The organism is Leifsonia sp. 466MF, from assembly GCF_900100265.1.
In the GTDB taxonomy this organism is placed as follows: domain Bacteria; phylum Actinomycetota; class Actinomycetes; order Actinomycetales; family Microbacteriaceae; genus Leifsonia.
This window is the reverse complement of sequence record NZ_LT629696.1, coordinates 2,557,312-2,579,272: the sequence shown is the minus strand read 5'-3', so window position 1 is coordinate 2,579,272 and position 21,961 is coordinate 2,557,312. Positions and strand designations below refer to the sequence as shown.

23 protein-coding genes are annotated in these 21,961 nt (G+C 68.1%); 14 read left to right on the top strand and 9 right to left on the bottom strand.

From position 1 onward, the window contains the following. The first annotated feature begins 77 nt into the window (after positions 1–77). Genes BLR91_RS12355 through BLR91_RS12345 form a run of 3 tightly spaced genes read left to right on the top strand, consistent with a single transcriptional unit; the run spans position 78 to position 2,880 of the window. Positions 78–857 carry an SDR family NAD(P)-dependent oxidoreductase gene (locus BLR91_RS12355; RefSeq protein ID WP_089875005.1) on the top strand — a complete coding sequence of 260 codons (780 nt, stop codon included), beginning with the start codon at positions 78–80 and terminating at the stop codon, positions 855–857. After that, complete coding sequence (locus tag BLR91_RS12350; protein ID WP_089875007.1) at positions 854–1,687, top strand: SDR family NAD(P)-dependent oxidoreductase; 834 nt, start codon at positions 854–856, stop codon at positions 1,685–1,687. The genes BLR91_RS12355 and BLR91_RS12350 overlap by 4 nt, the downstream gene beginning before the upstream one ends. Beyond that, positions 1,684–2,880: a low temperature requirement protein A gene (locus tag BLR91_RS12345; RefSeq protein WP_089875009.1), complete on the top strand. Its 1,197-nt coding sequence runs from the start codon at positions 1,684–1,686 to the stop codon at positions 2,878–2,880. The genes BLR91_RS12350 and BLR91_RS12345 overlap by 4 nt, the downstream gene beginning before the upstream one ends. On the opposite strand, the gene BLR91_RS12340 is transcribed toward BLR91_RS12345, so the two are convergent. Beyond that, a complete protein-coding gene (locus BLR91_RS12340) occupies positions 2,877–3,830 on the bottom strand; it encodes a glycosyl hydrolase family 32 (protein ID WP_089875010.1) in 954 nt (317 codons plus the stop codon). The genes BLR91_RS12345 and BLR91_RS12340 overlap by 4 nt on opposite strands. A gap of 125 nt (positions 3,831–3,955) precedes the next feature. Between BLR91_RS12340 and BLR91_RS12335 the strand changes: the two genes are divergently transcribed. The 5 genes from BLR91_RS12335 to BLR91_RS12315 all read left to right on the top strand — a co-directional run bounded on the left by BLR91_RS12335 (position 3,956) and on the right by BLR91_RS12315 (position 9,709). Further along, positions 3,956–5,401, top strand: coding sequence for a GH32 C-terminal domain-containing protein (locus BLR91_RS12335; protein ID WP_089875012.1), 1,446 nt, complete (start codon positions 3,956–3,958; stop codon positions 5,399–5,401). A gap of 43 nt (positions 5,402–5,444) precedes the next feature. Continuing rightward, the gene (locus BLR91_RS12330; protein WP_089875014.1) at positions 5,445–6,779 is read left to right on the top strand and encodes an ABC transporter substrate-binding protein; all 1,335 of its coding nucleotides are present in this window, start codon (positions 5,445–5,447) and stop codon (positions 6,777–6,779) included. Between the two features lie 62 nt (positions 6,780–6,841). After that, positions 6,842–7,723 carry a carbohydrate ABC transporter permease gene (locus BLR91_RS12325; RefSeq protein WP_089875017.1) on the top strand — a complete coding sequence of 294 codons (882 nt, stop codon included), beginning with the start codon at positions 6,842–6,844 and terminating at the stop codon, positions 7,721–7,723. Continuing rightward, positions 7,720–8,625 (top strand): carbohydrate ABC transporter permease, encoded by a 906-nt coding sequence (locus BLR91_RS12320; protein ID WP_089875019.1) that lies wholly within the window; start codon positions 7,720–7,722, stop codon positions 8,623–8,625. Before BLR91_RS12325 ends, BLR91_RS12320 begins: the two co-directional genes overlap by 4 nt. Before the next feature lie 37 nt (positions 8,626–8,662). Then, a complete protein-coding gene (locus BLR91_RS12315) occupies positions 8,663–9,709 on the top strand; it encodes a LacI family DNA-binding transcriptional regulator (RefSeq protein ID WP_089875021.1) in 1,047 nt (348 codons plus the stop codon). Positions 9,710–9,878: 169 nt separating this feature from the next. Here BLR91_RS12315 and BLR91_RS12310 read toward each other — a convergent pair whose 3' ends face one another. From BLR91_RS12310 to BLR91_RS12300, 3 genes are all read right to left on the bottom strand, one after another. Continuing rightward, positions 9,879–12,482, bottom strand: coding sequence for a helix-turn-helix transcriptional regulator (locus BLR91_RS12310; RefSeq protein ID WP_157694639.1), 2,604 nt, complete (start codon positions 12,480–12,482; stop codon positions 9,879–9,881). Positions 12,483–12,577: 95 nt separating this feature from the next. Continuing rightward, positions 12,578–12,820: a hypothetical protein gene (locus tag BLR91_RS12305; RefSeq protein ID WP_089875024.1), complete on the bottom strand. Its 243-nt coding sequence runs from the start codon at positions 12,818–12,820 to the stop codon at positions 12,578–12,580. Next, on the bottom strand, positions 12,817–13,098 hold the full coding sequence (locus BLR91_RS12300; RefSeq protein WP_089875026.1) for a DUF4242 domain-containing protein: 282 nt from the start codon (positions 13,096–13,098) through the stop codon (positions 12,817–12,819). Before BLR91_RS12300 ends, BLR91_RS12305 begins: the two co-directional genes overlap by 4 nt. A 228-nt stretch (positions 13,099–13,326) precedes the next feature. Between BLR91_RS12300 and BLR91_RS12295 the strand changes: the two genes are divergently transcribed. After that, entirely contained in the window at positions 13,327–13,899 is a 573-nt protein-coding gene (locus tag BLR91_RS12295) for an RNA 2'-phosphotransferase (protein ID WP_231918901.1), read from the top strand. Between the two features lie 16 nt (positions 13,900–13,915). Here the strand turns inward: BLR91_RS12295 and BLR91_RS12290 are convergent, their stop codons facing one another. Next, on the bottom strand, positions 13,916–14,134 hold the full coding sequence (locus BLR91_RS12290) for a hypothetical protein (RefSeq protein WP_018190213.1): 219 nt from the start codon (positions 14,132–14,134) through the stop codon (positions 13,916–13,918). A gap of 101 nt (positions 14,135–14,235) precedes the next feature. On the opposite strand from BLR91_RS12290, the gene BLR91_RS12285 reads away from it, so the two are divergent. The 4 genes from BLR91_RS12285 to trxA all read left to right on the top strand — a co-directional run bounded on the left by BLR91_RS12285 (position 14,236) and on the right by trxA (position 17,489). Beyond that, complete coding sequence (locus BLR91_RS12285) at positions 14,236–14,685, top strand: GNAT family N-acetyltransferase (protein ID WP_018190214.1); 450 nt, start codon at positions 14,236–14,238, stop codon at positions 14,683–14,685. 109 nt (positions 14,686–14,794) lie between these two features. Further along, entirely contained in the window at positions 14,795–15,352 is a 558-nt protein-coding gene (locus BLR91_RS12280) for a PadR family transcriptional regulator (RefSeq protein WP_089875027.1), read from the top strand. Positions 15,353–15,357: 5 nt separating this feature from the next. Beyond that, complete coding sequence (locus tag BLR91_RS12275) at positions 15,358–17,076, top strand: ABC1 kinase family protein (protein WP_089875029.1); 1,719 nt, start codon at positions 15,358–15,360, stop codon at positions 17,074–17,076. 38 nt (positions 17,077–17,114) lie between these two features. After that, the gene (gene trxA, locus BLR91_RS12270) at positions 17,115–17,489 is read left to right on the top strand and encodes a thioredoxin (RefSeq protein WP_018190217.1); all 375 of its coding nucleotides are present in this window, start codon (positions 17,115–17,117) and stop codon (positions 17,487–17,489) included. Positions 17,490–17,871: 382 nt separating this feature from the next. Here the strand turns inward: trxA and BLR91_RS12265 are convergent, their stop codons facing one another. The 4 genes from BLR91_RS12265 to BLR91_RS12255 all read right to left on the bottom strand — a co-directional run bounded on the left by BLR91_RS12265 (position 17,872) and on the right by BLR91_RS12255 (position 20,419). Continuing rightward, on the bottom strand, positions 17,872–18,855 hold the full coding sequence (locus tag BLR91_RS12265) for a hypothetical protein (protein ID WP_089875030.1): 984 nt from the start codon (positions 18,853–18,855) through the stop codon (positions 17,872–17,874). After that, on the bottom strand, positions 18,852–19,007 hold the full coding sequence (locus BLR91_RS20175; RefSeq protein WP_172823212.1) for a hypothetical protein: 156 nt from the start codon (positions 19,005–19,007) through the stop codon (positions 18,852–18,854). Before BLR91_RS20175 ends, BLR91_RS12265 begins: the two co-directional genes overlap by 4 nt. Before the next feature lies 1 nt (position 19,008). Then, positions 19,009–19,317 (bottom strand): hypothetical protein, encoded by a 309-nt coding sequence (locus BLR91_RS12260; protein ID WP_089875032.1) that lies wholly within the window; start codon positions 19,315–19,317, stop codon positions 19,009–19,011. A gap of 82 nt (positions 19,318–19,399) precedes the next feature. Further along, on the bottom strand, positions 19,400–20,419 hold the full coding sequence (locus BLR91_RS12255) for a LacI family DNA-binding transcriptional regulator (RefSeq protein ID WP_089875034.1): 1,020 nt from the start codon (positions 20,417–20,419) through the stop codon (positions 19,400–19,402). A 201-nt stretch (positions 20,420–20,620) separates the two neighbouring features. Between BLR91_RS12255 and BLR91_RS12250 the strand changes: the two genes are divergently transcribed. After that, positions 20,621–21,934 (top strand): ABC transporter substrate-binding protein, encoded by a 1,314-nt coding sequence (locus BLR91_RS12250; RefSeq protein WP_089875035.1) that lies wholly within the window; start codon positions 20,621–20,623, stop codon positions 21,932–21,934. Positions 21,935–21,961 lie beyond the last annotated feature (27 nt).

Genomic DNA, 21,961 nt, shown 5'->3' with positions numbered 1-21,961 from the left:
CGAAGATGACAGTTTTGTGCAAGGAGTCGATGGGATTCCCCTAACTCGCCGCAGGGGGCTGACGGTTGTGTTGAAGCATGAGCGAACAGACATCCGACCAGAAGATCGTCGTCATCACCGGAGCGAGCTCCGGCATCGGGCGCGGCGCCGCCATTGAGATCGCCGCCCGCGGAATGGGCGTCGTCATCACCTACAACGTGCGCCCAGAGGGCGCTGAGAGGACCGTCGAGGAGATCCGGGAGAACGGAGGCACGGCGGTCGCGCTGCCGCTCGACATCAGCCGCACGGACACCTTCCCCGACTTCGCGAACGCGCTCACCCGCGTGGTGAGGACCGAGTGGGGTGCGGATGGCATTCATGCCCTCGTGAACAACGCCGGTTTCGGCGGCGGGATGAGCTTCGAGGAGATGACGGAAGACGCGTTCGACGCGTACTACCGGGTGCTCCTGCGCGGCCCGTACTTCCTCACCCAGGCCCTCCTGCCTCTGATCGAAGACGGCGGCGCGATCGTGAACACCTCCAGCAGCTCCGTGCGCCCCGGCGACACCGAGCCCGGCTACTCCGGGTACGCGGCGATGAAGGGCGGTCTCACCACGGCGACACGGTACTTGGCCAAGGAACTCGCCGGCCGGTCGATCCGCGTGAACTCCATCAGCCCCGGCCCGACCCGGACGCGCCTCGGAGACAACGCCTTCGAGCGCTTCCCCGAGGTGATCGACGGGCTCGCAGCGAAGACCGCCTTCGGCCGCATCGGTGAGCCGGCCGATGTCGGGAAGGTCATCGCGTTCCTCGTCTCCGACGACTCGGCGTGGATCACGGGAGAAGACATCCTGGCGACCGGCGGGTACGCGCTGTGAGCGCCGGGTTCGGGACGGTCGTCCTCACCGGGGCGACCAGCGGCATCGGCGAGGCGACCGCCCTCCGACTCGCCGGCATGGCGACTACCCTGATCGCGCTCGGCATCGAATCGGAGCGGGATGCCGCTCCCGCCCTCGAACGGATCCGCCGGGCGGGGAGCGCCGAGGTCCACTATGTCTCGGCGGACTTCACCCGCCTCACCGACGTCGTCTCGGCAGCGGAGCGGGTCGGCACGGTGGCACGATCGATCGATCTGCTCATCAACGACGCGGGTGTTCCTGGAGCTCCGGAGCGGATCGTCACCCCCGACGGATTCGAGCGCACGTTGCAGGTCAACGCACTCGCACCGGCGCTGTTCACCCGCCTCCTCATCCCCCGACTGGCCGAGGGCGCCCGGATCGTCAACGTCGGCTCCTCGGCGCACCGCGTCGAGCACTTCGACTTCGACGACGTCGACCTGGAACACGACTACACCCCGATCTCCGCCTACGCGCGGGCGAAACTGGCGATGGTGACGTGGTCGTCGCTCCTCGCCGAGGAGGAGGCCGCCTCGTCCCACGATGTCGTCGCGCTGTGCCCGGGGCTCAACGACACCCCGCTCAGCGCCGCGATGATGGGTCGCATCGGCGGCCCTGCGTCGCGCGGCGCGGAGCTGGTGCTCGCTGCGAGCCGCGCAGCGGTTCCGTCGGGCAGCTACCTCGAGAACGGCCACGTCGTCCGTCCCAGCGCCGACAGCATCGATCCGGGCAACCGCGCCCGGCTCGCCGCAGTGTTCCGGGAGCGGCTGTCGCCTTTCGTCGTTCGCGGCGATGTCCGGGCCACGCCATGAGAGGGCGCCAACAGGGTTCAGGTGATCCGCTGATCAGAGCCGTCACCAGTCGCGAGGGCGACCGCGTCACCACGCTCGAACTCTTCTTCGACCTCGCGTTCGTGTTCGCCTTCACTCAGCTCAGCCGCCTGATGGCGCAGCAGCACGATGCCCTCGGCATCCTTCAGGCGCTGGTCATCCTCGCCCTGCTGTGGTGGGCCTGGACCGCCTACGGGTGGCTCTCGAACATCGCCCACGCCGACCAAGGCGTGGTCCGCGTGGCCATGATCATCGGCATGACGGCGATGTTCGTTGCGGGCATCGTCGTCCTGGAGGCCTACGACGACCTGCCCGACGGCCTGTTCGGCCCCCTCGTGTTCGTCGGCGCCTACCTCGTGGCTCGGATCACCCACGCGATCGTCTTCGTCTGGCTCGCCGCCCCCGAGCTCCGCCGACGCACGCTGATCACCGTCACTCTCTCCGTCGTTCCGTCCGGAGGACTGCTGGTCACCGGAGCCCTGCTCGGTGCCCCGTGGCAGATCTGGTGCACCATCGCCGCGGTCGTGATCGAGCCGATCGTCTCCTACCGCACCAGCGTCGGCGTCGCCTGGCCGGTGCGCTCCACCGCTCACTTCACGGAGCGACACGGACTGATCGTGATCCTCGCCCTCGGCGAGTCCATTCTCGGAATCGGCACAGGGGCATCAGCCGAGCCGATCAGCCTCGCCATCCTCCTCGGCGTGGTGTTGTCGATGCTGATCTGCATCGCTCTGTGGTGGGCCTACTTCACCCGGCTCGCCGGCGACGCCGAGCGGTCTCTCATGGCTGTCCCCGCCGTCGACCGCGGCCGGGCTGCCACCGACGCGTACACCTACCTCCACCTGGCCCTGGTCGGCGGCATCGTGCTCGCGGCGCTCGGCCTCGAGGTCGCGATGGCACACGCCGAGTCGAACGAGGGCCTCGGACTGTTCGGCGCCGCCGCGCTCAGCGGGGGAGTCGCCTGTTATCTCGCGGGGACCGCAGCGTTCGCTCGACGCCTTCTCGGCCGCTGGAATGTCGTCCGTCTCGCGATCGCCGCGGCCTTCGTCGCTCTCGCGCCCGTGCTCGGCATGCTCTCCCCACTGGTCGCGCTTGCGAGCGTGGTGGGCGTACTCATCGTGTTGTTCGTCGCAGAGCGCAACCTGCCGACTCTCGCACCGAGTGGCGAGCGCTAGAGTCCCGTCGCCACCACCAGCCGGCCGCCGTCCCACGCCACCGGCAGGGGATCGGTGATCTCGCCCACGAAGGGTGTGTCCTCTCCCGTGAGGCGGAAAGCGAGCATCGCCCACGAGCCGTCTCGGCGGCGGGCGAGACGGCCGCTGTACAGGCTCGCATCCGTGATCGGATAGGCGGCATCGATGTCGTATGGGCCGACGAGTCCGCCGGCCGGCGCAGCCCACACGCCGCCGGTGTGCTCGCGACGCGCGGCGCTCGCGTGTTCCGCCAGACACGAGAAGATCAGCACCGACTGACCCTCCACCGACTCGGTCTGAGTGACCTCGAGCTGCCCGAAACCGTGGTCGACGGGGGAGGTGAGTGGAGGCTGCAGAACCCAGCGGTCCAGGTCCGTGGAGGTCGCGTGTCCCACGACCCCTCGGCTGAACGGGTCGCCGGTCTTCGCGCGCGCGGTGATCAGCATGTGCCACCCTTCGCCGGCGGGATCCCGGAACACCCAGGGGTCGCGGAACGCTTCGTCGTGCCAGTCGGGGGAGAGGGTCTCGTACCATCGCGGGTCGGCGGTCAGAATCGGGTTCGCGGCCGATTTCGTCCAGCCGTACAGGTCTTCCGAGGTGGCGACGCCGATCGACTGGATGTTCTTCACCCCATCCGGTGCGAGCGTCGACCCGGTGTAGAACATGCGCCAGAGGCCGTCGTCGCCGCAGACGATGGAGCCCGTCCACGTGGCGAGGTCGTCGAACGCGGGTGCGTCCGATCGCACCAGGGCGTCCTCCACACGGGTCCAGTCGGTCAGGTCAGTGGACACCGCATGCCCGATGGACGCCCGATAGTGGCGGGCTTCGGGATCTTTCAACGCGCGCGATGCGTAGAGGAAGAACAGGTGGTGCCGCTCGCCGTCGTCGGCCAACCAGAAGTCCCACACCCAGGAGTCCGGCAAAGAGAACATCGTGAACCTTTCGTGACATCGTCGTCTGCTTAAACGCTTGACCAGGATTGTAGCCTGAGTTATCGTGAGCTGGTCAAACGCTTTAGCAGGACTCGCTGGTGGGTTCAGAAAGGTCATCGACGCCGATGCCACGCCCCGTCTTCTTCCGCCCGGCCAACGGCTGGGTAGGAGACATCATCCCGTTCGAGAAGGACGGCAGGTTCTTCCTCTACTACCTCCATGAGCTCCGGGAGACGCCGAAGCCGGGGACGCCGTGGAACCTCGTCGTGACCGACGACCTCGTGACTTTCCACGACCGCGGTGTCGCTCTTCCGGCCGGCAGCGCCGAGGATGCGGATTTCAACGCGTACACGGGAAGTGTCGTGGAGGGGCCGGACGGGCTCGTCCACCTGTTCTACACCGCACAGAACCCACACAAGCTGGGCGCGGATGGGCTTCCGCTTCAGCTGGTCGCACACGCGACGAGTTCGGATGGGATGGCGACGTGGGAGAAGCATCCCCGGCTGACGTTCGGTGCTCCATCGGGATACGAGCCCGCTGACTGGCGTGACCCGTTCGTGTTCTGGGATGACGGAAAGGGGCTGTGGCGGATGCTGGTCGCCGCCCGTCACGCGGACGGCGCGGAGCGTCGCCGCGGCGTCATCGCGGAGCTGCGATCGGCGGACCTGTACACCTGGACGCCGACAGCGCCGTTCTGGGATCCGCGCCGGTACATCACCCATGAATGCCCTGACGTGTTCCAGTGGGGTGACTGGTGGTACCTCGTCTACTCGGAGTTCTCGGAGTCGTTCACCACCCGGTACCGGATGGCCCGGACCCCTGACGGTCCGTGGGTCGTTCCCGACCACGACAGCATCGACGGCCGCGCGTACTACGCGGCGAAGACGGCGGAACGGGACGGCCGCAGGTTCTTCTTCGGGTGGATCGCCACCAAGGAGGGCGACGTCGACGACGGGCCCTGGCAGTGGGCCGGAACCATGTCGATCCTCGAGGCGACGCAACGTGGTGACGGGACGCTGGGCTTCGGATTCCCGCGGGAGCTCGTCGACAGCTTCGATGAGGAGGTTCCGCTGCGTTTCCCGGAGCCGCTGCCGGTCGGCTTCTCCACGCCGGACGGGTACGCCGACACGGTGTCCATCGATGAGCTGCCGGACACCTTCTACGCTCGTGCGGAGATCGACATCGAGCCGGACACGACGGAGACGGGCTTCCTGCTGAGGGCGACCGATGACGGCGACCGCTCCTACGTCCTCCGGTTGGAGCCCCGCCGGAACCGCGTCGTGTTCGACCGGTGGCCCCGGGAGCAGACCGGCGATGCTCAGTGGCACATCTCCGGCGACGTCCCGTTCGAGATCGAGCTGGAACGGCCCTGCACGCTGGAACCCGGTCGCCACACCGTGGAGATCATCGCCGACGACGACATCCTGGTCGCCGTCATCGATCGGGCGGTGTCGCTGAGCACCCGCATCTACGGCCACCCGGACGGGCGGCTCGGATTCTTCGCCGGAGAGGGCGGCGCGACCCTCCAGGCGCTTCACGTGTACCAGCGCGCCGACACCCTGCACCAGTAACCCGAACCGCCTAGCGATTCCAATCAAAGAAGATGGAGACACCATGAAGAAACTGCTCGGGACCATCGCCGCGACCGCGGCGGTCGCCCTCGCGCTCGCCGGTTGCAGCGGCGGAGGAGGAGGCAACGCCGGCAACGTGAACCCCAGCGGGGAGATCAAGCCGCGGCAGATCTCCTGGCTGTTGTCCCGCCCCGCCGACGGCGGCGTGATCACCACAATGAAGCAGATCGCAGCCGACTACGCGAAGAAGCACCCCGGCTTCTCGCTGAACCTGATCACGACCCCGGATCGCCCCTCCTACATCCAGAAGTACGAGACCCTCGCCGCAGCCAACAAGCTTCCCGAACTGTTCGACACCGACGCCACACCGTTCGCGGCGAAGCTGGCGAAGCAGGGCAGGATGATCGACGCGGAGAAGCTGCTAAAGAGCCTCGGCCTGTACGACGACTACCGGCCGGCTGCGCTGAACTATCAGCGTTTCGACGACGGGTCTCTGTACATGGTTCCGTTCGAGTTCCAGCTGGAGTTCTTCTGGTACAACAAGGCGCTGCTGGAGAAGGCGGGCGTGGCCGTGCCGACGTCGCTGGATGACATCCCGGCCATGTGCACCGCCCTGCGGAAGGCGGGGATCACCCCGATCGCGCTCGACGGTCAGGACCAGTGGCCGCTGGAGCGATACATGGCCTATCACCCGTTCCGTACCGCCGGCCCCGACTACATCACCAAGCTGAAGAAGGGTGACGCCAAGCTCAGCGACTCCACCGGCACCGCCGCCGTCGACTGGCTGGACCAGCTCGGCCAGGCGAAGTGCTTCGAGGACGGGTTCTCCTCCACCGGCTACTCGGATGCGCAGGGTCTCTTCACCTCCGGCAAAGCGGCCATGTACAACATCGGCACGTGGGAGCTGGGCAGCCTTGCGACCGACAAACTCGACCCGTCGGTCCGCTCCGACGTCGACTACTTCACGCTCCCGACCACGAAGAACTCGGTGACCGCGGCGAACGAGTACGTCTCTCCCTCCGGCATCGGCATGGCCGTGAACGCGAAGACGTTCGACCCGCTCGTGCGCGACTTCCTGAAGTATGCGCTGACCGAGTACCCGAAGCGGTACGCCGCGACCGGTGCGCTGTCTCCGACGTCGAACGTGGAGACGACCATCCCGGACAATGCGACGCCGTTGTACAAGAAGGCGGTCGACCAGGCGAACGATCTCGGCGACAAGATCGCCATGCCCTGGGACACACAGCTCGACCCCACCTCCAACACCCGGCTGCAGCAGGAGCTGACCCTCCTCGTGCAGGGGAACATCAAGCCGGAGGAGTTCATCAGCACGATGGATCAGACGATTCAGCAGAACGGTCCGAAAGCGTTCAAGTAACCCGAGCTCGGTGAGGGCGGCGCATCCCCGGCGCCGCCCTCACCAGCCCTGAAAGGCATCCCATGCTTCCCAGCCGCTCCCGGCTCTCGGTGCTGGTCTTCCTGATCCCACCACTGGCGCTGTACTGCATCGCCGTGCTGTTCCCGATCCTGCAGTCGCTCTTCCTCTCCTTCTTCGAATGGGATGGGATCAGCGACCTCCAGTTCGTGGGAGTCGAGAACTACGTCCACATGTTCACGGGCGACACGGTGTTCTGGCGGGCGTTCTTCAACGCGCTCGGCTACCTGTTCATCTGCCTCGTGCTCCAGCTCGGCGGTGGCCTCGTCGTCGCCAGCCTGCTCACCTCCCTCCGCCAGGGACGGGAGTTCGTGAAGACGCTCTACCTGCTGCCCGCGGTGATCAGCACGGTTGCGATCGCGTTCCTGTTCGCCCGCATCTACTCGTCCGACCCTGTCGGCCTGCTGAACCAGGTGCTGCAGTGGGTGGGACTGGGCGACCTGGCTCGGCCGTGGCTGTCGGATGTGAGCACGGTGCTGGCCGCGGTGTCCATCCCGGAAGGCTGGCGGTTCACCGGGCTGTATGTGCTGATCATCTATGCGGCTCTGATCGCTGTACCCGCCGAGCTGGAAGAGGCCGCCCGGCTGGACGGCGCGAACGCGTGGCGGATCTTCACCAAGATCCGGTTCCCGTACATCCGGCCGGTGTGGATCACCACGGTCATCATGGCGACCACCTACGCGTTGCGCGGCTTCGACATCCCGTACCTGCTCACCAACGGTGGTCCGGGCCAATCCTCCGAGCTCCTGACCACCTACATGTACAAGACCGCATTCACCAGCACCAATTACGGATACGCCAGCAGCATCTCCGTCTTCATCGTCGTCGAGTGCCTGGTGGCCGTCGGTCTGATCTTCGTACTGCTTCGTCGAAAGGCCGACGCATGACCGCCCAGCTGACCCGCCCCGCTCCGTCACCGACCGCGACGGCGGCGCCGCGCCGACCGGTCCGCCGGCGGCGCCGGCCGAACATCTACCGCAGCCTCAACGGCGTGATCATCGCCGTCATCGTTATCGTCCAGGTCTATCCGCTGGCTTGGCTGTTCCTCACCAGCGTCCGGACCGAGCACGACTTCACCACCGGAAACCCGTTCGCCCTGCCGACCTCGTTCACCCTCGACAATTACGCGCGCGCGTTCGGCACCGGCAATCTGGGCCTGAACATCCTCAACAGCTTCATCGTGACGATGGGCGCCAACATCCTCATCGTCATCTTGGGGATGATGGCCGCCTACGCCATCCAGGTCCTGGGATTCCGGTTCAGCCGGGCGGTGCGGGGGCTGTTCCTCATCGGCATCATCGTGCCGGTGCAGATCGCCCTCGTGCCGCTGTTCATCGACTATTCGTCGGTGAACCTGCTGGACACGTACCAGTCGATGATCATCCCGCTCGCCGGTTTCGCCCTCCCGATGTCCGTGTACCTGTTCTCCTCGTTCTTCGAGTACATCCCGCGCGAGACCTACGAAGCGGCATCCCTCGACGGAGCCGGCCCGTACCGGATCTTCGGCCAGATCACCTTCCCGCTGTCGGTCAACACGATCGTGACGGTGGTGCTGGTCAACAGCATCTTCATCTGGAACGACTTCATCTTCGCGAACACGTTCGTCCTCTCCGACGGGTTGAAGACGATCCCGCTGGGGCTGCAGAACTACATCGGCGCGATGGGGAAGGTCGATTGGACGGCGACGTTCGCCGCGGTCTGCGTCACCATCACCCCGCTGCTCCTGGTGTTCCTGGTGCTCAACAAGGCGATGCGGTACGGCTTGGAGAGCGGCGCGACCAAGGGGTGACGGCGTGCGCGTCGCTAAGCTGAAGCAGGAGGGGGCAATGACGTCCGAGACAACCCAGCATTCCGGGCATCCGGTGACGATGCGCGACGTGGCCGAAGCAGCCGGCGTCTCCATCGCGACGGTGTCGCTCGTGATCAACGACAAGAAGAACGCCCGCATCGGCGACGACGCTCGCAGGCGCGTCCGTGAGGCGATCCGCACCCTCGGCTACCGGCCGAATGCTCTCGCCAAGAACCTCGTCAGCGGGCATTCGAAGTTCATCGGCCTGGTCGCCGACGCGATCGCCACGACCCCGTTCGCCGGCCAGATCATCCACGGCGCTCAGGACGAGGCGTGGAAGCACGGGTACGTCCTCCTGGTCGCCAACACCGACGGCAACGCCGACGCCGAGCGCGAGGCGATCGGCATGATGCTCGAGCACAAGGTCCGCGGGATCCTCTACTCCACCTGGTACCACCGGGCGGCGGCCGTCCCTGAGCCGCTCCGTGAGACGGACTTCGTCCTCGTCGACTGCTTCTCGCCCGACGGCGACGCCCCCGCCGTCGTCCCGGATGAGGTCCAAGGGGGTCGGGCAGCGACGCAGCTGTTGATCGACAGCGGTCACACGCGGATCGCCATCATCAACACGACGACACCGTCGCCGGCGCATGAAGGTCGCCTCCTCGGGTATCGCGAGGCGCTGGAAGATGCAGGCATCGCTTTCGATCCGTCCCTGGTCTTCGACGCGCTGCCTGAGCAGGAAGGCGGATACGACTCGGTCGACGCCCTCCTCGCGAGCGGTGCGACCGCGGTCTTCTGCCACAACGACCGCGTCGCAATGGGGCTCTACGACGGTCTGCGCCGCCGGGGGCTCTCGATTCCGGAGGACATGGCCGTTGTCGGCTTCGACAACCAGGAAGTCATCGCCGCTCACCTGCGCCCACCACTGACGACGGTCGCGCTCCCGCATTACGAACTGGGCGCAAAGGGTGTCCGGATGCTCCTGGGAGTGGACGACCACCGACGCGACGAACTGGTGACCGTCGCGTGCCCGCCTGTTCTTCGCGAGTCGATCGGCGAAGCCCACCGCGTGCCGACGGCGTAGCGCAACACTGATCACGCGCACAGGCGGCATCCTGAAGCGTTACCCCACGAGCTGGCCATTCGTGCACTGGCCGGCGAGGTGGGCGCCTCGCGCTCACTCCCCATCGCGTCGGCATCTGCAAGACCGGTTCGATCGATGGCTGGAGAGCTGGTTCATGAGGTTGTGACTGTCAGATCAGTCCCAGTTCGGCCGCTGCCCTCACGACCTCCCTGCGATTGGAGACGCCGAGCTTGCCGAGCACCGCTGACACGTGGTGGTCAGCCGTCTTGGGGGAGATGTAGAGGCGCTCGGCGAGCTCTCCGTTCGTGAAGCCCTTGGCGATGAGGCGTGCGACGTCGAGCTGGCGGTTCGTGAGGCCGGCCGGGTTGGAGCGTGTCGTGCGCCGCGGAGGTGCGGGAATGGTGCGGATACCCCGGTGGAGCAACAGTGCGCGCGCCCGGGCGGCAGTGGCATCCACCTGGAGCTGCTGCAGACGGAGGAGCGCGGAGACCGCCACCTCAGGAGACTCGTCGTGCACGCCGGCCAGTGCGGCATCGAAGGGTGCGCCGATCTGGAGCCAGGCCTGCACCGCGTCGCGGTGGTGGCCCTCGAGCTCCATCCGGTACGGCTCGGCGATCTGCTTCGCGGACACGTGCACGTCGAGTCGGTCGAGCCACACCAGAAGGTCACCGATGGCCCAGGCGTTGCCGGGCCGCGCGTCGGCTGCAGCGACGTACGCGGGCGCCTCGTCGAGCAGTGGGTCGTGGTCGCCCGTGAGCCACGCGAGTTCGGCGCGGGCCGAGAGCACCGCGAGCAGAAGCGGTGCCTCGCCCAGCTCGGTCGCGTACGCCCAGGCGAATTCCAGATGGCGCTCGATCATCGCCCGGTCGCCGCCCTGTCGGGCTGCGAGGAGTGCAGAGAGGATATGAGGCCAGACGAGCGCGAGGGGCGCGCCGTGTCCCTCGAGAACAGTGTCCGCGTCCTCCGCCGAGGCGGTCCAGCGTCCCCGGATGAAATGCAGGCGGGCGCGCATCCCGGTCTGCCACTGATTGCAGATCGGAATATCGCGCGTGATCGTGATCGGGATCGACTCCGCCAGAACCGCCTCCGCCTCCGCCAGTCGACGATGCTCGATATCGATCGCCGACAGGTTGGAGTGCGCGGTCGTCCCGATCTCGTCGAGGGAGACCTGGAACGCGGCGGCCGCCTGCATGAGAAGGCGCGTTCGGCTCGCCACCGAGCCTTCGAGCAGGTCCGACGCCGCCTCGGTGATCTCGATGCGGCGGCGGGCGGCATCCGCGGCGTCATCCGCGCTGTGGACGAGCCGACGTGCGGCCGATGCGATCGTGCGCGCCGTGTCGACGTCCTGCCGGCGGTAGGCGAGATAGGCGCGTGTGGCATGCGCGGACGCGGCCGCGGCGGCTCCACCGCCCGCGTGCGCGGCGAGGTCCGCCTGTTCCTCCGCCTCTCGGCGTCTCGCTGAGTAGTACTCGATGATCGCGCGTCGCTCGTGCGCGGCGGCGACGCCGTCAGGATCGGCGAGTCGTTGGAGGAGGTCCAGGGCGGCGCGGGCGGACTCGCGTGCTTCGGCGAGGCGGCCGACCATGTACTGCTCGTCGCTCAGTACGACAAGCAGCTCCGCGCGATCGACGGAGTCGGCGGTCAACCGCTCGAGCGCCAGCGAGAGGAAGGCGACCGCTTCGGAATGGGCCCCGGCACGGGTCGCCTCCGCGGCAGCGAGGCGCGCGTATCGGAGGGTGCGCTCCGGGTCCGCTGCGCTGACGGCGTGATGCGTCAGCACCGCGTGATCGGTCGATCGGACGGCTTCGAAGGCCTCGAGCAGACGCTGGTGCAAGAGCCGGCGGACCGCCTCCGCAGTGCCGTCGACGATCGCGAGACGAGCGAGCTCATGCCGGAAGGCGATGCCGCGACGCGTGCGCACCAGCAGCCCGCTCGACTCCAGGCGGCGAAGAGTCGGGACATCGATGCCCAGGCTCGGCAGGAGGCGGTCGTCGAGGGCGTCGGGAGCGGCGGCGATGAGCTGGAGGACCTCGACGTCCTCCGGGGCCAGGCCGGACGTGCTGGCGAGCACGGCGTCCCGGACAGTGCGTGGCATCCGCTCGTCCGGGTGCCGTGCGATCTCGGTGACGAAGAAGGGATTGCCGCCCGTGACCTCGTGGACGCGCACGGCATCCAGTCCGTCGTCGCTCAGGACGGCGCGGACCCCGTCGACCGAGAGCGGGCGCAGGGCGACGTGTGCGGAATGGTCGCTGCGCGCGATCTCGCCGAGGAGCGGCAGCAGCGGATGCCCGAAGCCGACATCCGCCTCGCCGTCCCGGTAGCTCAAGATCAGAACAAGCGGGAGCCGGTCGATCCTCCGCGTGACGAACCGCAGCACCTCCACCGATCCGGCGTCGATCCACTGGGCGTCCTCGATCACGACGACTGTCGGCTCCTCGCCGACACGGTCGAGGAATCGACGCTCGACCGACGACGGGTCGTCGAGGTTCGGCCTGGAACGGCCGTCGAGCTCCGCGAGGATGTCACGGATCGGTCCGAGCGGCCGTGGCGTGCCGAGCGGGTCACACAATCCGCGAAGCACCCTCGTTCCGTCCCTGCCCAGGAGGGCACCGGCACCGGACGGTCCGTCGCCGCCGCCGAGTACGGCGGCGAGCAGGGCGGTCTTCCCCGATCCGGCGTCGCCGGTCAGCGTGACGACGCGGCCGGCCTCGTACAGTCCGGCGAGCTCTCTGCGCAGCGCTTCGGCCTCGAGGCCACGCTCGAACAGCCCCATGGCAGCATGGTAGACGCCACGGGGCTGTTGCGGGCCGATCGTTTTCGCGAGCGCATCGCTCCTCGAGTTGCGGGTGGCGGCGTCCACCGTCCGGCTCAGAGCACCTGCCGCGCGATGAGGACGCGCGCCCGCTCGGTGCTCACTCGCTGAGCGTCGCGTGCGCGGGCCTCTTCGCGCTGGATACGGGCCGTCTCGTGCGTCATCGACGGTCGCGATGAGCGGATCGTCGCGAGGCGAGCGCGCAGCACTCGGCCGAGCGAGATGCGCATCCGGCTGGGGCCGGCCGGCCGGTGCTCGGTGCGCGCGCCGGACGAGGCGAAGGCGGGCACGGCGTTCATGCGGCGTCCTCCGCCGTCTGCGGGCCGAACTCGGTGACGACCTCGGCGACCAGGTTCGCCGGGAAGCCTCCACGCCGTGCGTGCTCGCGGACGAGTTCGGCGCTGTCGGTTGTGTGCAGGCAGTAGAGCTTGTCGCCCGCGACGTACGTCGTGATCCACTGGTACGGGACACCGAGGGACTCGACGGCGGCGTTCGAGGTGCATGCGATCTCGACAAGTTCGTCGTGGCTGAGGGTCGAGGCGCCGGGCACTTCGCGTTCGATGAGGAAGGTTTTCATGAGGGATCCGTTTCTCTTGGACCGGTGTTCACCGGAGTGGATCCATGGTCATGCGCGCCGCCCTGCTGTCACATCGGAGGTGGTTCCCTATGTTCCGCGGGCCGCATCCCTATCTTCCGCAGGCAGATCGGCCGCGGAGGTCCGGGCGACCTGATGCAGTCGCCGCGGCTTGGCGGTACGGTGAGGGGCCGCCTCGATGGAGGCGAACGTCGGGGAGGGGTCATATCGGTGTTCAGCGAAACGCAACTGAGTCGGGCGGTGACCCACGCATTGCGTCATGCGCCGGGCGAGTACGGGCTTGCCGTGGACAACGATGGCTGGGTGGAGATGCGGTCGTTGGTGAACGCGCTGAGCGCGGCCGGCTTCGATGGTCTGACGGAGGACGCGGTCCTTCGGATGATCGCGAACTCGTCGAAGGTCCGGCACGAAGTCGTGGGCGACCGGATTCGCGCGACGTATGGTCATTCGATCCGCATTGCGGATGATCTCGTCAACCAGGAACCACCGGTGGAGCTCTTCCACGGCACGGTCGCCGAAGCGGTCAGCAGCATCCTGGAGGCGGGAATCCTGCCGATGAAACGCCAGCATGTTCACCTCTCGCCGGATTCGGCAACGGCGTACGAGGTTGCTCGTCGGCACGGGACGGACACGGTCCTGCTGACCGTTCGAAGCCGCGAAGCGTTCCAGGCCGGTGTTCGATTCCAGCGGCGTGGAGAACTCATCTGGATTGCCGACGCCATACCGCCGGCATTTGTCAGCCGGACAACGAGCGGACTCCGTGAAGAGAAGCCAGGCGGATGACTCCGTCCGCTTTTCCCTACGACGCCTGCTCCCGCATCACCTGACGCAGCGCCCGACGCAGCTCGGCCTCGATGACGCGCGCCTGCTGCGCGGTCACGCCCTCGTTCTGGCTGCGGCGCTCGGAGCCGGCGCAGCGCTCGCCGTTCCCGGTGAAGTGGATCGCCGTCCGGCCGTCCGCGAGCACCGGCTGCTGCTCGCCGCAGTGTGCGCATTCCCTGAACGTGAACGAGGTCATGAGACCACGGTACGGAGGGGGTATTTCGGCAGCGTTGCGCGTTGAAGAAGAGACGATGACGGGGTCGGCCCTATGTCGGTGGATCGCGCTACCGTCCACCCATGGACCTGCGCATCGAAGAGCTGTCGACGTCGAACCTGCGCGGGCTGCGCGACCTGCGGCTCGCGCCCGGCCAGGAGCGGTTCGTCGCTCCGGTCCTCGAGTCGATCGCTGAGGCGTACGTCACGCCGACGGCGTGGCCGCGGGCCATCGTCGGCGACGGCGAGGTGGTCGGCTTCGTGATGGCGAACTGGGATCCGGACAGCGAGCTGGAGGCGTTCCGCGCGGGCATCTGGCGGCTCAACGTCGACGAGAAGGCGCAAGGTCGCGGAGTCGGTCGGTTCGCCGTCAATGAGGTCGCCGCGGAGGCGCGACGGCGCGGCATCCCGCGCATCACCGTGCTCTGGGAGCGCGGCGACGGCGGCCCTGAAGCCTTCTACCTCGCCTGCGGGTTCGTCCCGACCGGGGAGGAGCTGTTCGGCGAGGTCGTGGGTGTGCTCGACCTGACCTGAGGTCGCGATGAGTCGCGCGCTGGATGTTCGCTCGGAACCGCGTGAATCGCTTCCCGTCGAAGCGTCAGCGATATATCGTTGACTATCGCTATCTGATCGAGGAGGCACCATGTCCAACTCATTCCCCACCGGCGGGTTCGGCGCCCGCATGGACCCGGACGCCATGTGGCAGGCGTTCGAACAACTGCGGTCGACGTTCGAGAAGAAGGTCGGCACCCGCATGGGCCGCGGCGATGTCCGCGCGGCCGTCCTCTCGCTGCTCAGCGAGAAGCCGATGCACGGCTACCAGATCATCCGCGAGATCGAGGAACGCAGCGGAGGCAGCTGGAAGCCCAGCGCCGGCTCCGTCTACCCGACCCTGCAGCTGCTCGCCGACGAAGGGCTCATCTCGGCCGAGGAATCCAACGGGCGCAAGACCTACGCGCTGACCGAGGCGGGGCGCGAGGTCGCCGCGGCTGAGGCATCCACACCCTGGCAGACCGGCGCGAGCGACTCCGGAACAACGACCGGAGAACGTCGCGGAGCCAACCTCCCGAAGGCCGGCGTCGAACTCGCCCAGGCGGCCGCACAGGTGCACCGCAGCGGGACGCCCGAGCAGGTCAAGGAAGCCGCCGACGTGCTCGACGAGGCACGCCGGAAGCTGTACGCGATCCTCGCCCAGGGCTGACCGGGGTGACGTCGGACCAGGCGCCCGCCGCGCCGTCGAAGGCGCCGGCGGGGACGCCGGCCACCCGCGCGCGCTACCGCCGCATCCTCCGGTTCGCCGGCTGGAATCTCGCCGTGACCTGGTGGTACGAGCTGTTCCTGCCACGCATCGGGCTCGCCAGCGTCGCCGCGCGCAGCCGGCCGCGGCGGATGCGGCGGTTCGCGCAGCGGTTCCACGGGCTCGCCGTCGAGCTGGGCGGCCTCATGATCAAGGTCGGGCAGTTCATGTCGTCCCGGCTGGATGTGCTGCCGCCCGAGATCACCAGCGAGCTGGAGGGGCTGCAGGACGAGGTGCCGGCCGTCCCGTTCCCAGCGATCCGGGCGCTGGCGGAGGCCGAGCTCGGCGTGCCGCTGGAGAGCGCGTTCGCGTTCATCGACGAGACGCCGGTGGCCGCCGCATCCCTCGGGCAGGCCCACCGCGGGCGCCTCACCGCCGAGGTGGCGGCGGAAACCGGGCAGGACGCCGTGGTGCTCAAAGTGCAGCGTCCCGGCATCGACACCATCGTGGATGTGGACCTCGCCGCCCTGCGCAGGGTCGGCCGCTGGCTCAGCCATGTCCGGCTGGTCTCAGACCGCGTCGACGCACCCGGACTGGTGGAGGAGTTCGCGCGCACCAGCCTGCAGGAGATCGACTACCTGCACGAGGCCGCGAACTCCGAGCGGTTCGCCGAAGAGTTCGCCGGTGACGACCGCGTCGCCGTCCCCGCCGTGGTCTGGGAACGGACCACCCGCCGGGTCCTCACCCTCCAGGACGTGACGGCGATCAAGATCACCGACGCCGAAGCGTTGCGCGCCGCGGGCATCGACCCCGCCGAGGTCGCGCCGGTGTTCGCCGAGGTGATGTTCGACCAGCTCTTCACCAACGGGTTCTTCCACGCCGACCCGCACCCGGGCAACATCTTCGTGACGCCGCGGCCCGCGGTGGCGGGGGAGCGACCCTGGCTGCTCACGTTCGTGGACTTCGGGATGATGGGCGAGGTTCCCGCGGGCACCCGCAGCGGGCTCCGGAAACTGCTCATCGCCGCCGCATCGCGCGACGGGAAGGGCCTCGTCGATGCGATCCGCGACGTGGGCGTGCTCCTCCCGACCGCCGACACGGCCGAGCTCGAGCGCGCGATGACCCACCTGTTCGCCCGGTTCGGCGGCATGGGATTCGCCGAGCTGCGCGAGGTCGACCCTCGCGAGTTCCGGGAGTTCGCGGTCGAGTTCGGCGACGTCGTCCGCTCGTTGCCGTTCCAGCTGCCCGAGAACTTCCTCCTCATCATCCGGGCGATGTCGCTGACCTCGGGCGTGTGCAGCGCGCTCGACCCGGCGTTCAACCTGTGGGACTCGGTCGAGCCGTACGCGGCCCAGCTCCTCCGCGACGAGCGCGGCAACCTGGTGCAGGACCTCGGGCAGCAGGCGCTCGAGATCGCCGGGATCGCCTGGCGGTTGCCCAAACGATTGGATGCGCTGGTCACCCGGGTCGAGGACGGCACGGTGGCGGTCACCTCGCCACGGCTCGAGCAGCGGGTCGGCCGGCTCGAACGCGCGGCGCGGCGTCTCGTAGCGGCGGTCGTCTTCGGAGGGGTGATCATCGCCGGAGCGATCGTGCACGCGTCGGACGCGGTGCTCGGCTCGGTGCTGATGATCGCGTCGGTCGTGCCTCTCGCATTCACCGTCTTCACAGGCCGGCGGGGGAGCTGAGCCGGAATACTGCCTGGTGAGCTTGCGTTTCATCCACCATGGCAACCACAGAGATCACGTCGACCAACCACGACCAGGCCGTCGCCGACGGCATCGTGCTTCTCGACTTCTGGGCCGACTGGTGCGGCCCGTGTCACATGTTCGCCCCGATCTTCGAGAAGGCGTCCGAGCAGCACTCCGACATCACGTTCGGCAAGATCGACACCGAGGCCCAGCAGGCCCTCGCCGCTTCGTACGGCATCCAGTCGATCCCGACCCTCGTCGCGTACCGCGACGGCATCCCGCTGTTCTCGCAGGCAGGCGCCCTCCCGGGCGAGGCCGTCGAGAACCTCATCGAGCAGATCCGCGCCCTCGACATGACCGAGGTCCGGAAGCAGTACGACGAGCTGAAGGCGGCGCAGCAGCAGAGCTGAGCGCGGCGACAGCCTCGGGCGCGGCCCCGTCATCCGACGGGGGCCGCGTCTTCGTCGTTTTCGGAGGCGATCCGCGCCGCACGGGATGGGAGGGCCTCCGTTTCCCGCTCGGCGGCGGCGTGTCGAATCGCAAGTCCTCCGTTTCCGTCGCGGTGGGAAAGGGAGGACGCGGCGGCCGACACGCCGCCGCCGAGCGCGAAACGGAGGGGCCGGCGGACCGAGCGACCCGGAAGTCCTCCGTTTGCGGCGCGCGGGAAACGGAGGTCACCGCGTGCGACGCGCCCGGGTGCGACCCGAAAACGGATGCCGGAAAGGGAGGACGTCACCGGGGCGGAGCGGCGGGTGTCCTCCGTTCGCGGCGGTCGGGGCCGGTGCGCGCCGGTCATTCCTCCGAAAGAGGGCGCTCGAGGGCCTCGATCTCGCCGGAGAGGACGTCCGGCTTGCCGACGCGCAAGCGCCGGAGCTGCATCGCGTAGACCGCCTGGGCGGCGTCCGTGTCGCACTCCAACAGGGCGGAGATGCGGGAGAGTGCGGTCGCGTCATCGGGCGCGTCCGTGATGGCGGCGACGACCTCGTCGATCGCATCACGCCCGGCTTGCATCGCATGCAGCACGCGCAGGCAATCGGTCGCCGCATGACGAGGGTCGTGCGGCGCGGGAGGGGGATTGGGAAGCCGCGGACGATGCGCCTCGATCACCTCGGCTGTGAGGTCGACCCGCAGCGGCTCGGACGTCAGCCGAAGATCGGGGGTGTACGCCACGATGTCGTGCGGCCCCGGCTTCAGGTCGCGCCACCGGCCGCTCTCGATGCGCGCGGTCACCCGTGCGTAGTCGCCGGGATCGAGCGGGACCGTGCCGCCGTCACCGGTCCAGCCGAAGTAGAGGTCGCTGGCACCGCCGACGACGGGCACGATCGACGCGAACGTGTTGAACGTGTCGCCGGTGGGCAGCCAGCGGGTCGACCCCTCGTTGACGATGTCGATCGACAGGCGATCGACGTCGGCCAGTTCGCGCGTCACTGCCGGCCAGCGGAGCACCAGGCCGCCGCGGCGTTCGGCGACGCTGGGGCGGACCGGCAGCGCATGCGGATAGAACGAGACTCGCGCGGGAGCCCCGTCCCGGGCGCCATACACCTGCCCAACCGACCACGACCGATGGTCGCTGGAAACGGGTGCGCCGATCAGCAGGGGAACCCGCGCGGCAGGCGGCGGGCCGAGAACGCGCCAGCCGTTCGGCACGACGTCCCCGCCCTCGAACTCGGAAACCCCGAGCCGCGCCAGCACGTCAACGAGCGGTTCGCCATCGCCAGTGAGCGCCGCCGCGTCGACATCGTACGAGCCGATCTGCGGCGACGTGTCGTCCCTCACTCGACCACCCTGTCGCTCGCCGGCGAATCGCCGGACGCGCCGCGCGCATCCCGGATGCCGTCCGCCACCCCGCGGCGGACCAGCCAGTAGAGCGCATACAGAGCAGCGCCGGAGAGGGTAATGGATAGGGCGAGGGCGCTGAACGGATCCACGTCAGCTCTCCGGGACGCCGGTTTCGTCGGCTTCCGCATCCACGCGCACCCCAAGCAGGCGAGCGATGTACGCCATCACCACCGAGGCGGCGATCAGGGCGATCCCGAGCGGAAGCAGCGTCTGTCGGACGAGGTCGAGCACCACACTCAAGGCCGTGAGCATCCCCTGGTCCACACGGGTGGATGCATTCACCTGCACGGTGAGCGCATAGCCGACCTGCGGCAGCAGCAGGTTCAACAGCAGGCCGGCCGCAGAGAGGCCGATGCCCCACCACAGCACCACCTTCGGTCGCAGCCTGGATTCGGTCACGAGCGTCCCCCTTCGTCGCGGTGTCCGTGTCGAGACTAGCGGGCCACGCGCCGGCCGGGGCAGAACCGCCGGGACGAACGCGCTACTCGACCGCGTCCGCCGAGCTGCTCCCGCGCACGACGAGCTCCGGCTGGTACAGCACATGGCGGGGTTCGAGCTCCGGGTCCTGCGCCTCCTCGATGAGGATCTCGACGCCGGTGCGACCGATCAGAGCGCTGGGCTGCCGGATGGACGTGAGCGGCACGACGGACGCGCTCGCGAACATGATGTCGTCGTAGCCGACGAGGGAGATGTCCTCCGGGATGCGGATGCGGCCGTTGATGAAGAGCCCTTGCAGCAGTCCGACGGCGATGAGGTCGTTGGCGGCGAAGACGGCGTCCGGGCGGCGGTTCGCGCTCCGCTGGACCAGCTCCTCTCCGGCCCGTCGTCCCTCCAGCACGGTGAGGGCGTCGACCGGGACGACTTCGAGGGAGACGCCGGGGTGCCTCTCGACCTCCTGCCGAGCCCCCGCGAGGCGGTCGCTCACCTGGCGGATCTGCAGTGGGCCGCCGACGAACGCGAGCCGCGTCCGTCCCGATCGGATGAGGTGGGCCGCCGCGAGAGCGCCCCCGGCCACGTCGTCGACCGAGACGGAGCTGAACGAGTCGTCGCTGCTCACGCGGTCGACCAGCACGGCGGCGATCCCGCGATCCCGCAGCTGCCGCAGCCGGCGTGCCGGATCGCCGACGGGGGAGAGCAGCACGCCGCGCACACGCAGCTCTTCGAACAGATTGAGGTATCCCGACTCGCGGGTCGTGCTCTCGTTGCTGTTGCCGACGATGACGCTGTAGCCGGCGTCCGCGGCCGCATCCTCCGCCGCCGTGGCGAGGTCGGTGAAGAAGGGGTTGCCGCCGCTCAATGTGACGAGCCCGAGCGCCTGGCTGTGCCCCAGCCGCAACTGTCGCGCGGCCTCGTTGCGCACGTAGGAGAGCTTCTGCATGGCCGACATCACGCGCTCGACGGTCTCGGGCGCGACGATCTCCGGACGGTTGAGCACGTTCGAGACGGTGCCCACCGAGACCTGCGCCAGTGCGGCGACGTCTTTCACGCTTGCGGAAGCCATGCGATTCCTCCCTGGCTGCGATCGTAGCGGATGGATGCATTGAATCGATCAATCCTGCAGGATCGGAACGCGTGTCTTGAATCGTTATATTCCCCGCTTGACGGGAGCCGACGAATGCATTTATGGTCAGTGAAGCGTTTCAAGCGGACCCGAAAATTCCCCCCGGGGCGTCGACGCTCACAAAATACAAGGAGGTATTTGATGTTCTCTCGGAGGACGGCGACACGGGTCGCCGCCACGCTCGGCGGCGTCGCGCTCATCGGCGCTGCTCTGGCCGGCTGCAGCTCATCCGGCGGGTCCGGCAGCACCACCATCTCCCTGCTCGCCGCGGGCAACGACCCGGCCAGCACCAGCTTCGCGAAAGACCTCTCCAAGGCGTTCCACAAAGCCAACCCGTCCATCACTGTCAAGGTCGAGACCCGCCCCGGCGGAACCGACGGCGACAACCTGGTGAAGACGCGCCTGTCGACGGGAGACATGAACGACGTCTTCCTGTACAACTCCGGTTCGCTGTTCCAGGCCCTCCGCCCGGACAGCCAGCTCCAGCCCCTCACCGACGAGTCGTGGGCGAAGGATGTGACGGACGACTTCAAGAACTCCGTCAGCACCGACAAGGGCCTGTACGGAGCGCCGACCGGCACCACCTTCAACGGCGGCATCATGTACAACAAGAAGGTCTACGAGAAGCTCGGGCTGACCGTTCCGAAGACCTGGAGCGAGTTCATCTCGAACAGCGAGAAGATCAAGGCCGCCGGAATCGCGCCGATCATCCAGTCGTACGGCGACACCTGGACCAGCCAGCTCTTCGTGCTCGGCGACTTCGCCAACGTGAGCGCGCAGGACCCGAACTGGGCGAAGGACTACACGGCCAACAAGGCCGACGCCAAGTACTCGAAGGAACCGGCGTTCGCCGGCTTCGAGCACACCCAGGAGGTCTTCGACAAGGACCTGCTGAACAAGGACTACGCGTCGCTCACCAACGTGAACGCCCTGAAGATGCTGGCGACCGGTGAGGGCGCGCAGTATCCGATGATCACCGCGGTCATCAGCAACGTGCTGCAGAGCAACCCGGACCAGATCAACGACATCGGCTACTTCGCGATGCCCACCGACGCGGGCGAGCCGCACGCGACCGTCTGGGAGCCCACCGCGGCGTACATCCCGAAGTCGACGTCGGGCGACAAGCTGACGGCCGCGAAGAAGCTGGTGGCCTTCATCAACACGTCCGAGGGATGCGACATCCAGAACAGCGCGGGCACCCCCGCCGGGCCGTTCGCGATCAGCACCTGCACGATCCCCGACGACGCCCCTGCGCTCGTCAAGGACGAGCTGGCCTACCAGGACGCCAAGAAGACCGGGCTCGCGCTCGAGTTCCTCTCGCCGATCAAGGGCCCGAACCTGGAGAAGATCCTGATCCAGGTCGGTTCCGGGATCTCCTCGGCCAAGGAGGGCGCCGCCCTCTACGACCAGGACGTCAAGGCCCAGGCCCAGCAGCTGGGGCTCAAGGGCTGGTGAACCGCCCGGCCGGGTCGGCGGATGACG

Bases quoted from the DNA above. Each gene is read 5' to 3' on its own strand.
- BLR91_RS12355 (WP_089875005.1), top strand. From the start codon at position 78: ATGAGCGAACAGACATCCGACCAGAAGATCGTCGTCATCACCGGAGCG.
- BLR91_RS12345 (WP_089875009.1), top strand. From the start codon at position 1,684: ATGAGAGGGCGCCAACAGGGTTCAGGTGATCCGCTGATCAGAGCCGTC.
- BLR91_RS12340 (WP_089875010.1), bottom strand. From the start codon at position 3,830: ATGTTCTCTTTGCCGGACTCCTGGGTGTGGGACTTCTGGTTGGCCGAC.
- BLR91_RS12335 (WP_089875012.1), top strand. From the start codon at position 3,956: ATGCCACGCCCCGTCTTCTTCCGCCCGGCCAACGGCTGGGTAGGAGAC.
- BLR91_RS12330 (WP_089875014.1), top strand. From the start codon at position 5,445: ATGAAGAAACTGCTCGGGACCATCGCCGCGACCGCGGCGGTCGCCCTC.
- BLR91_RS12325 (WP_089875017.1), top strand. From the start codon at position 6,842: ATGCTTCCCAGCCGCTCCCGGCTCTCGGTGCTGGTCTTCCTGATCCCA.
- BLR91_RS12320 (WP_089875019.1), top strand. From the start codon at position 7,720: ATGACCGCCCAGCTGACCCGCCCCGCTCCGTCACCGACCGCGACGGCG.
- BLR91_RS12315 (WP_089875021.1), top strand. From the start codon at position 8,663: ATGACGTCCGAGACAACCCAGCATTCCGGGCATCCGGTGACGATGCGC.
- BLR91_RS12310 (WP_157694639.1), bottom strand. From the start codon at position 12,482: ATGGGGCTGTTCGAGCGTGGCCTCGAGGCCGAAGCGCTGCGCAGAGAG.
- BLR91_RS12305 (WP_089875024.1), bottom strand. From the start codon at position 12,820: ATGAACGCCGTGCCCGCCTTCGCCTCGTCCGGCGCGCGCACCGAGCAC.
- BLR91_RS12300 (WP_089875026.1), bottom strand. From the start codon at position 13,098: ATGAAAACCTTCCTCATCGAACGCGAAGTGCCCGGCGCCTCGACCCTC.
- BLR91_RS12290 (WP_018190213.1), bottom strand. From the start codon at position 14,134: ATGACCTCGTTCACGTTCAGGGAATGCGCACACTGCGGCGAGCAGCAG.
- BLR91_RS12285 (WP_018190214.1), top strand. From the start codon at position 14,236: ATGGACCTGCGCATCGAAGAGCTGTCGACGTCGAACCTGCGCGGGCTG.
- BLR91_RS12280 (WP_089875027.1), top strand. From the start codon at position 14,795: ATGTCCAACTCATTCCCCACCGGCGGGTTCGGCGCCCGCATGGACCCG.
- trxA (WP_018190217.1), top strand. From the start codon at position 17,115: ATGGCAACCACAGAGATCACGTCGACCAACCACGACCAGGCCGTCGCC.
- BLR91_RS12255 (WP_089875034.1), bottom strand. From the start codon at position 20,419: ATGGCTTCCGCAAGCGTGAAAGACGTCGCCGCACTGGCGCAGGTCTCG.
- BLR91_RS12250 (WP_089875035.1), top strand. From the start codon at position 20,621: ATGTTCTCTCGGAGGACGGCGACACGGGTCGCCGCCACGCTCGGCGGC.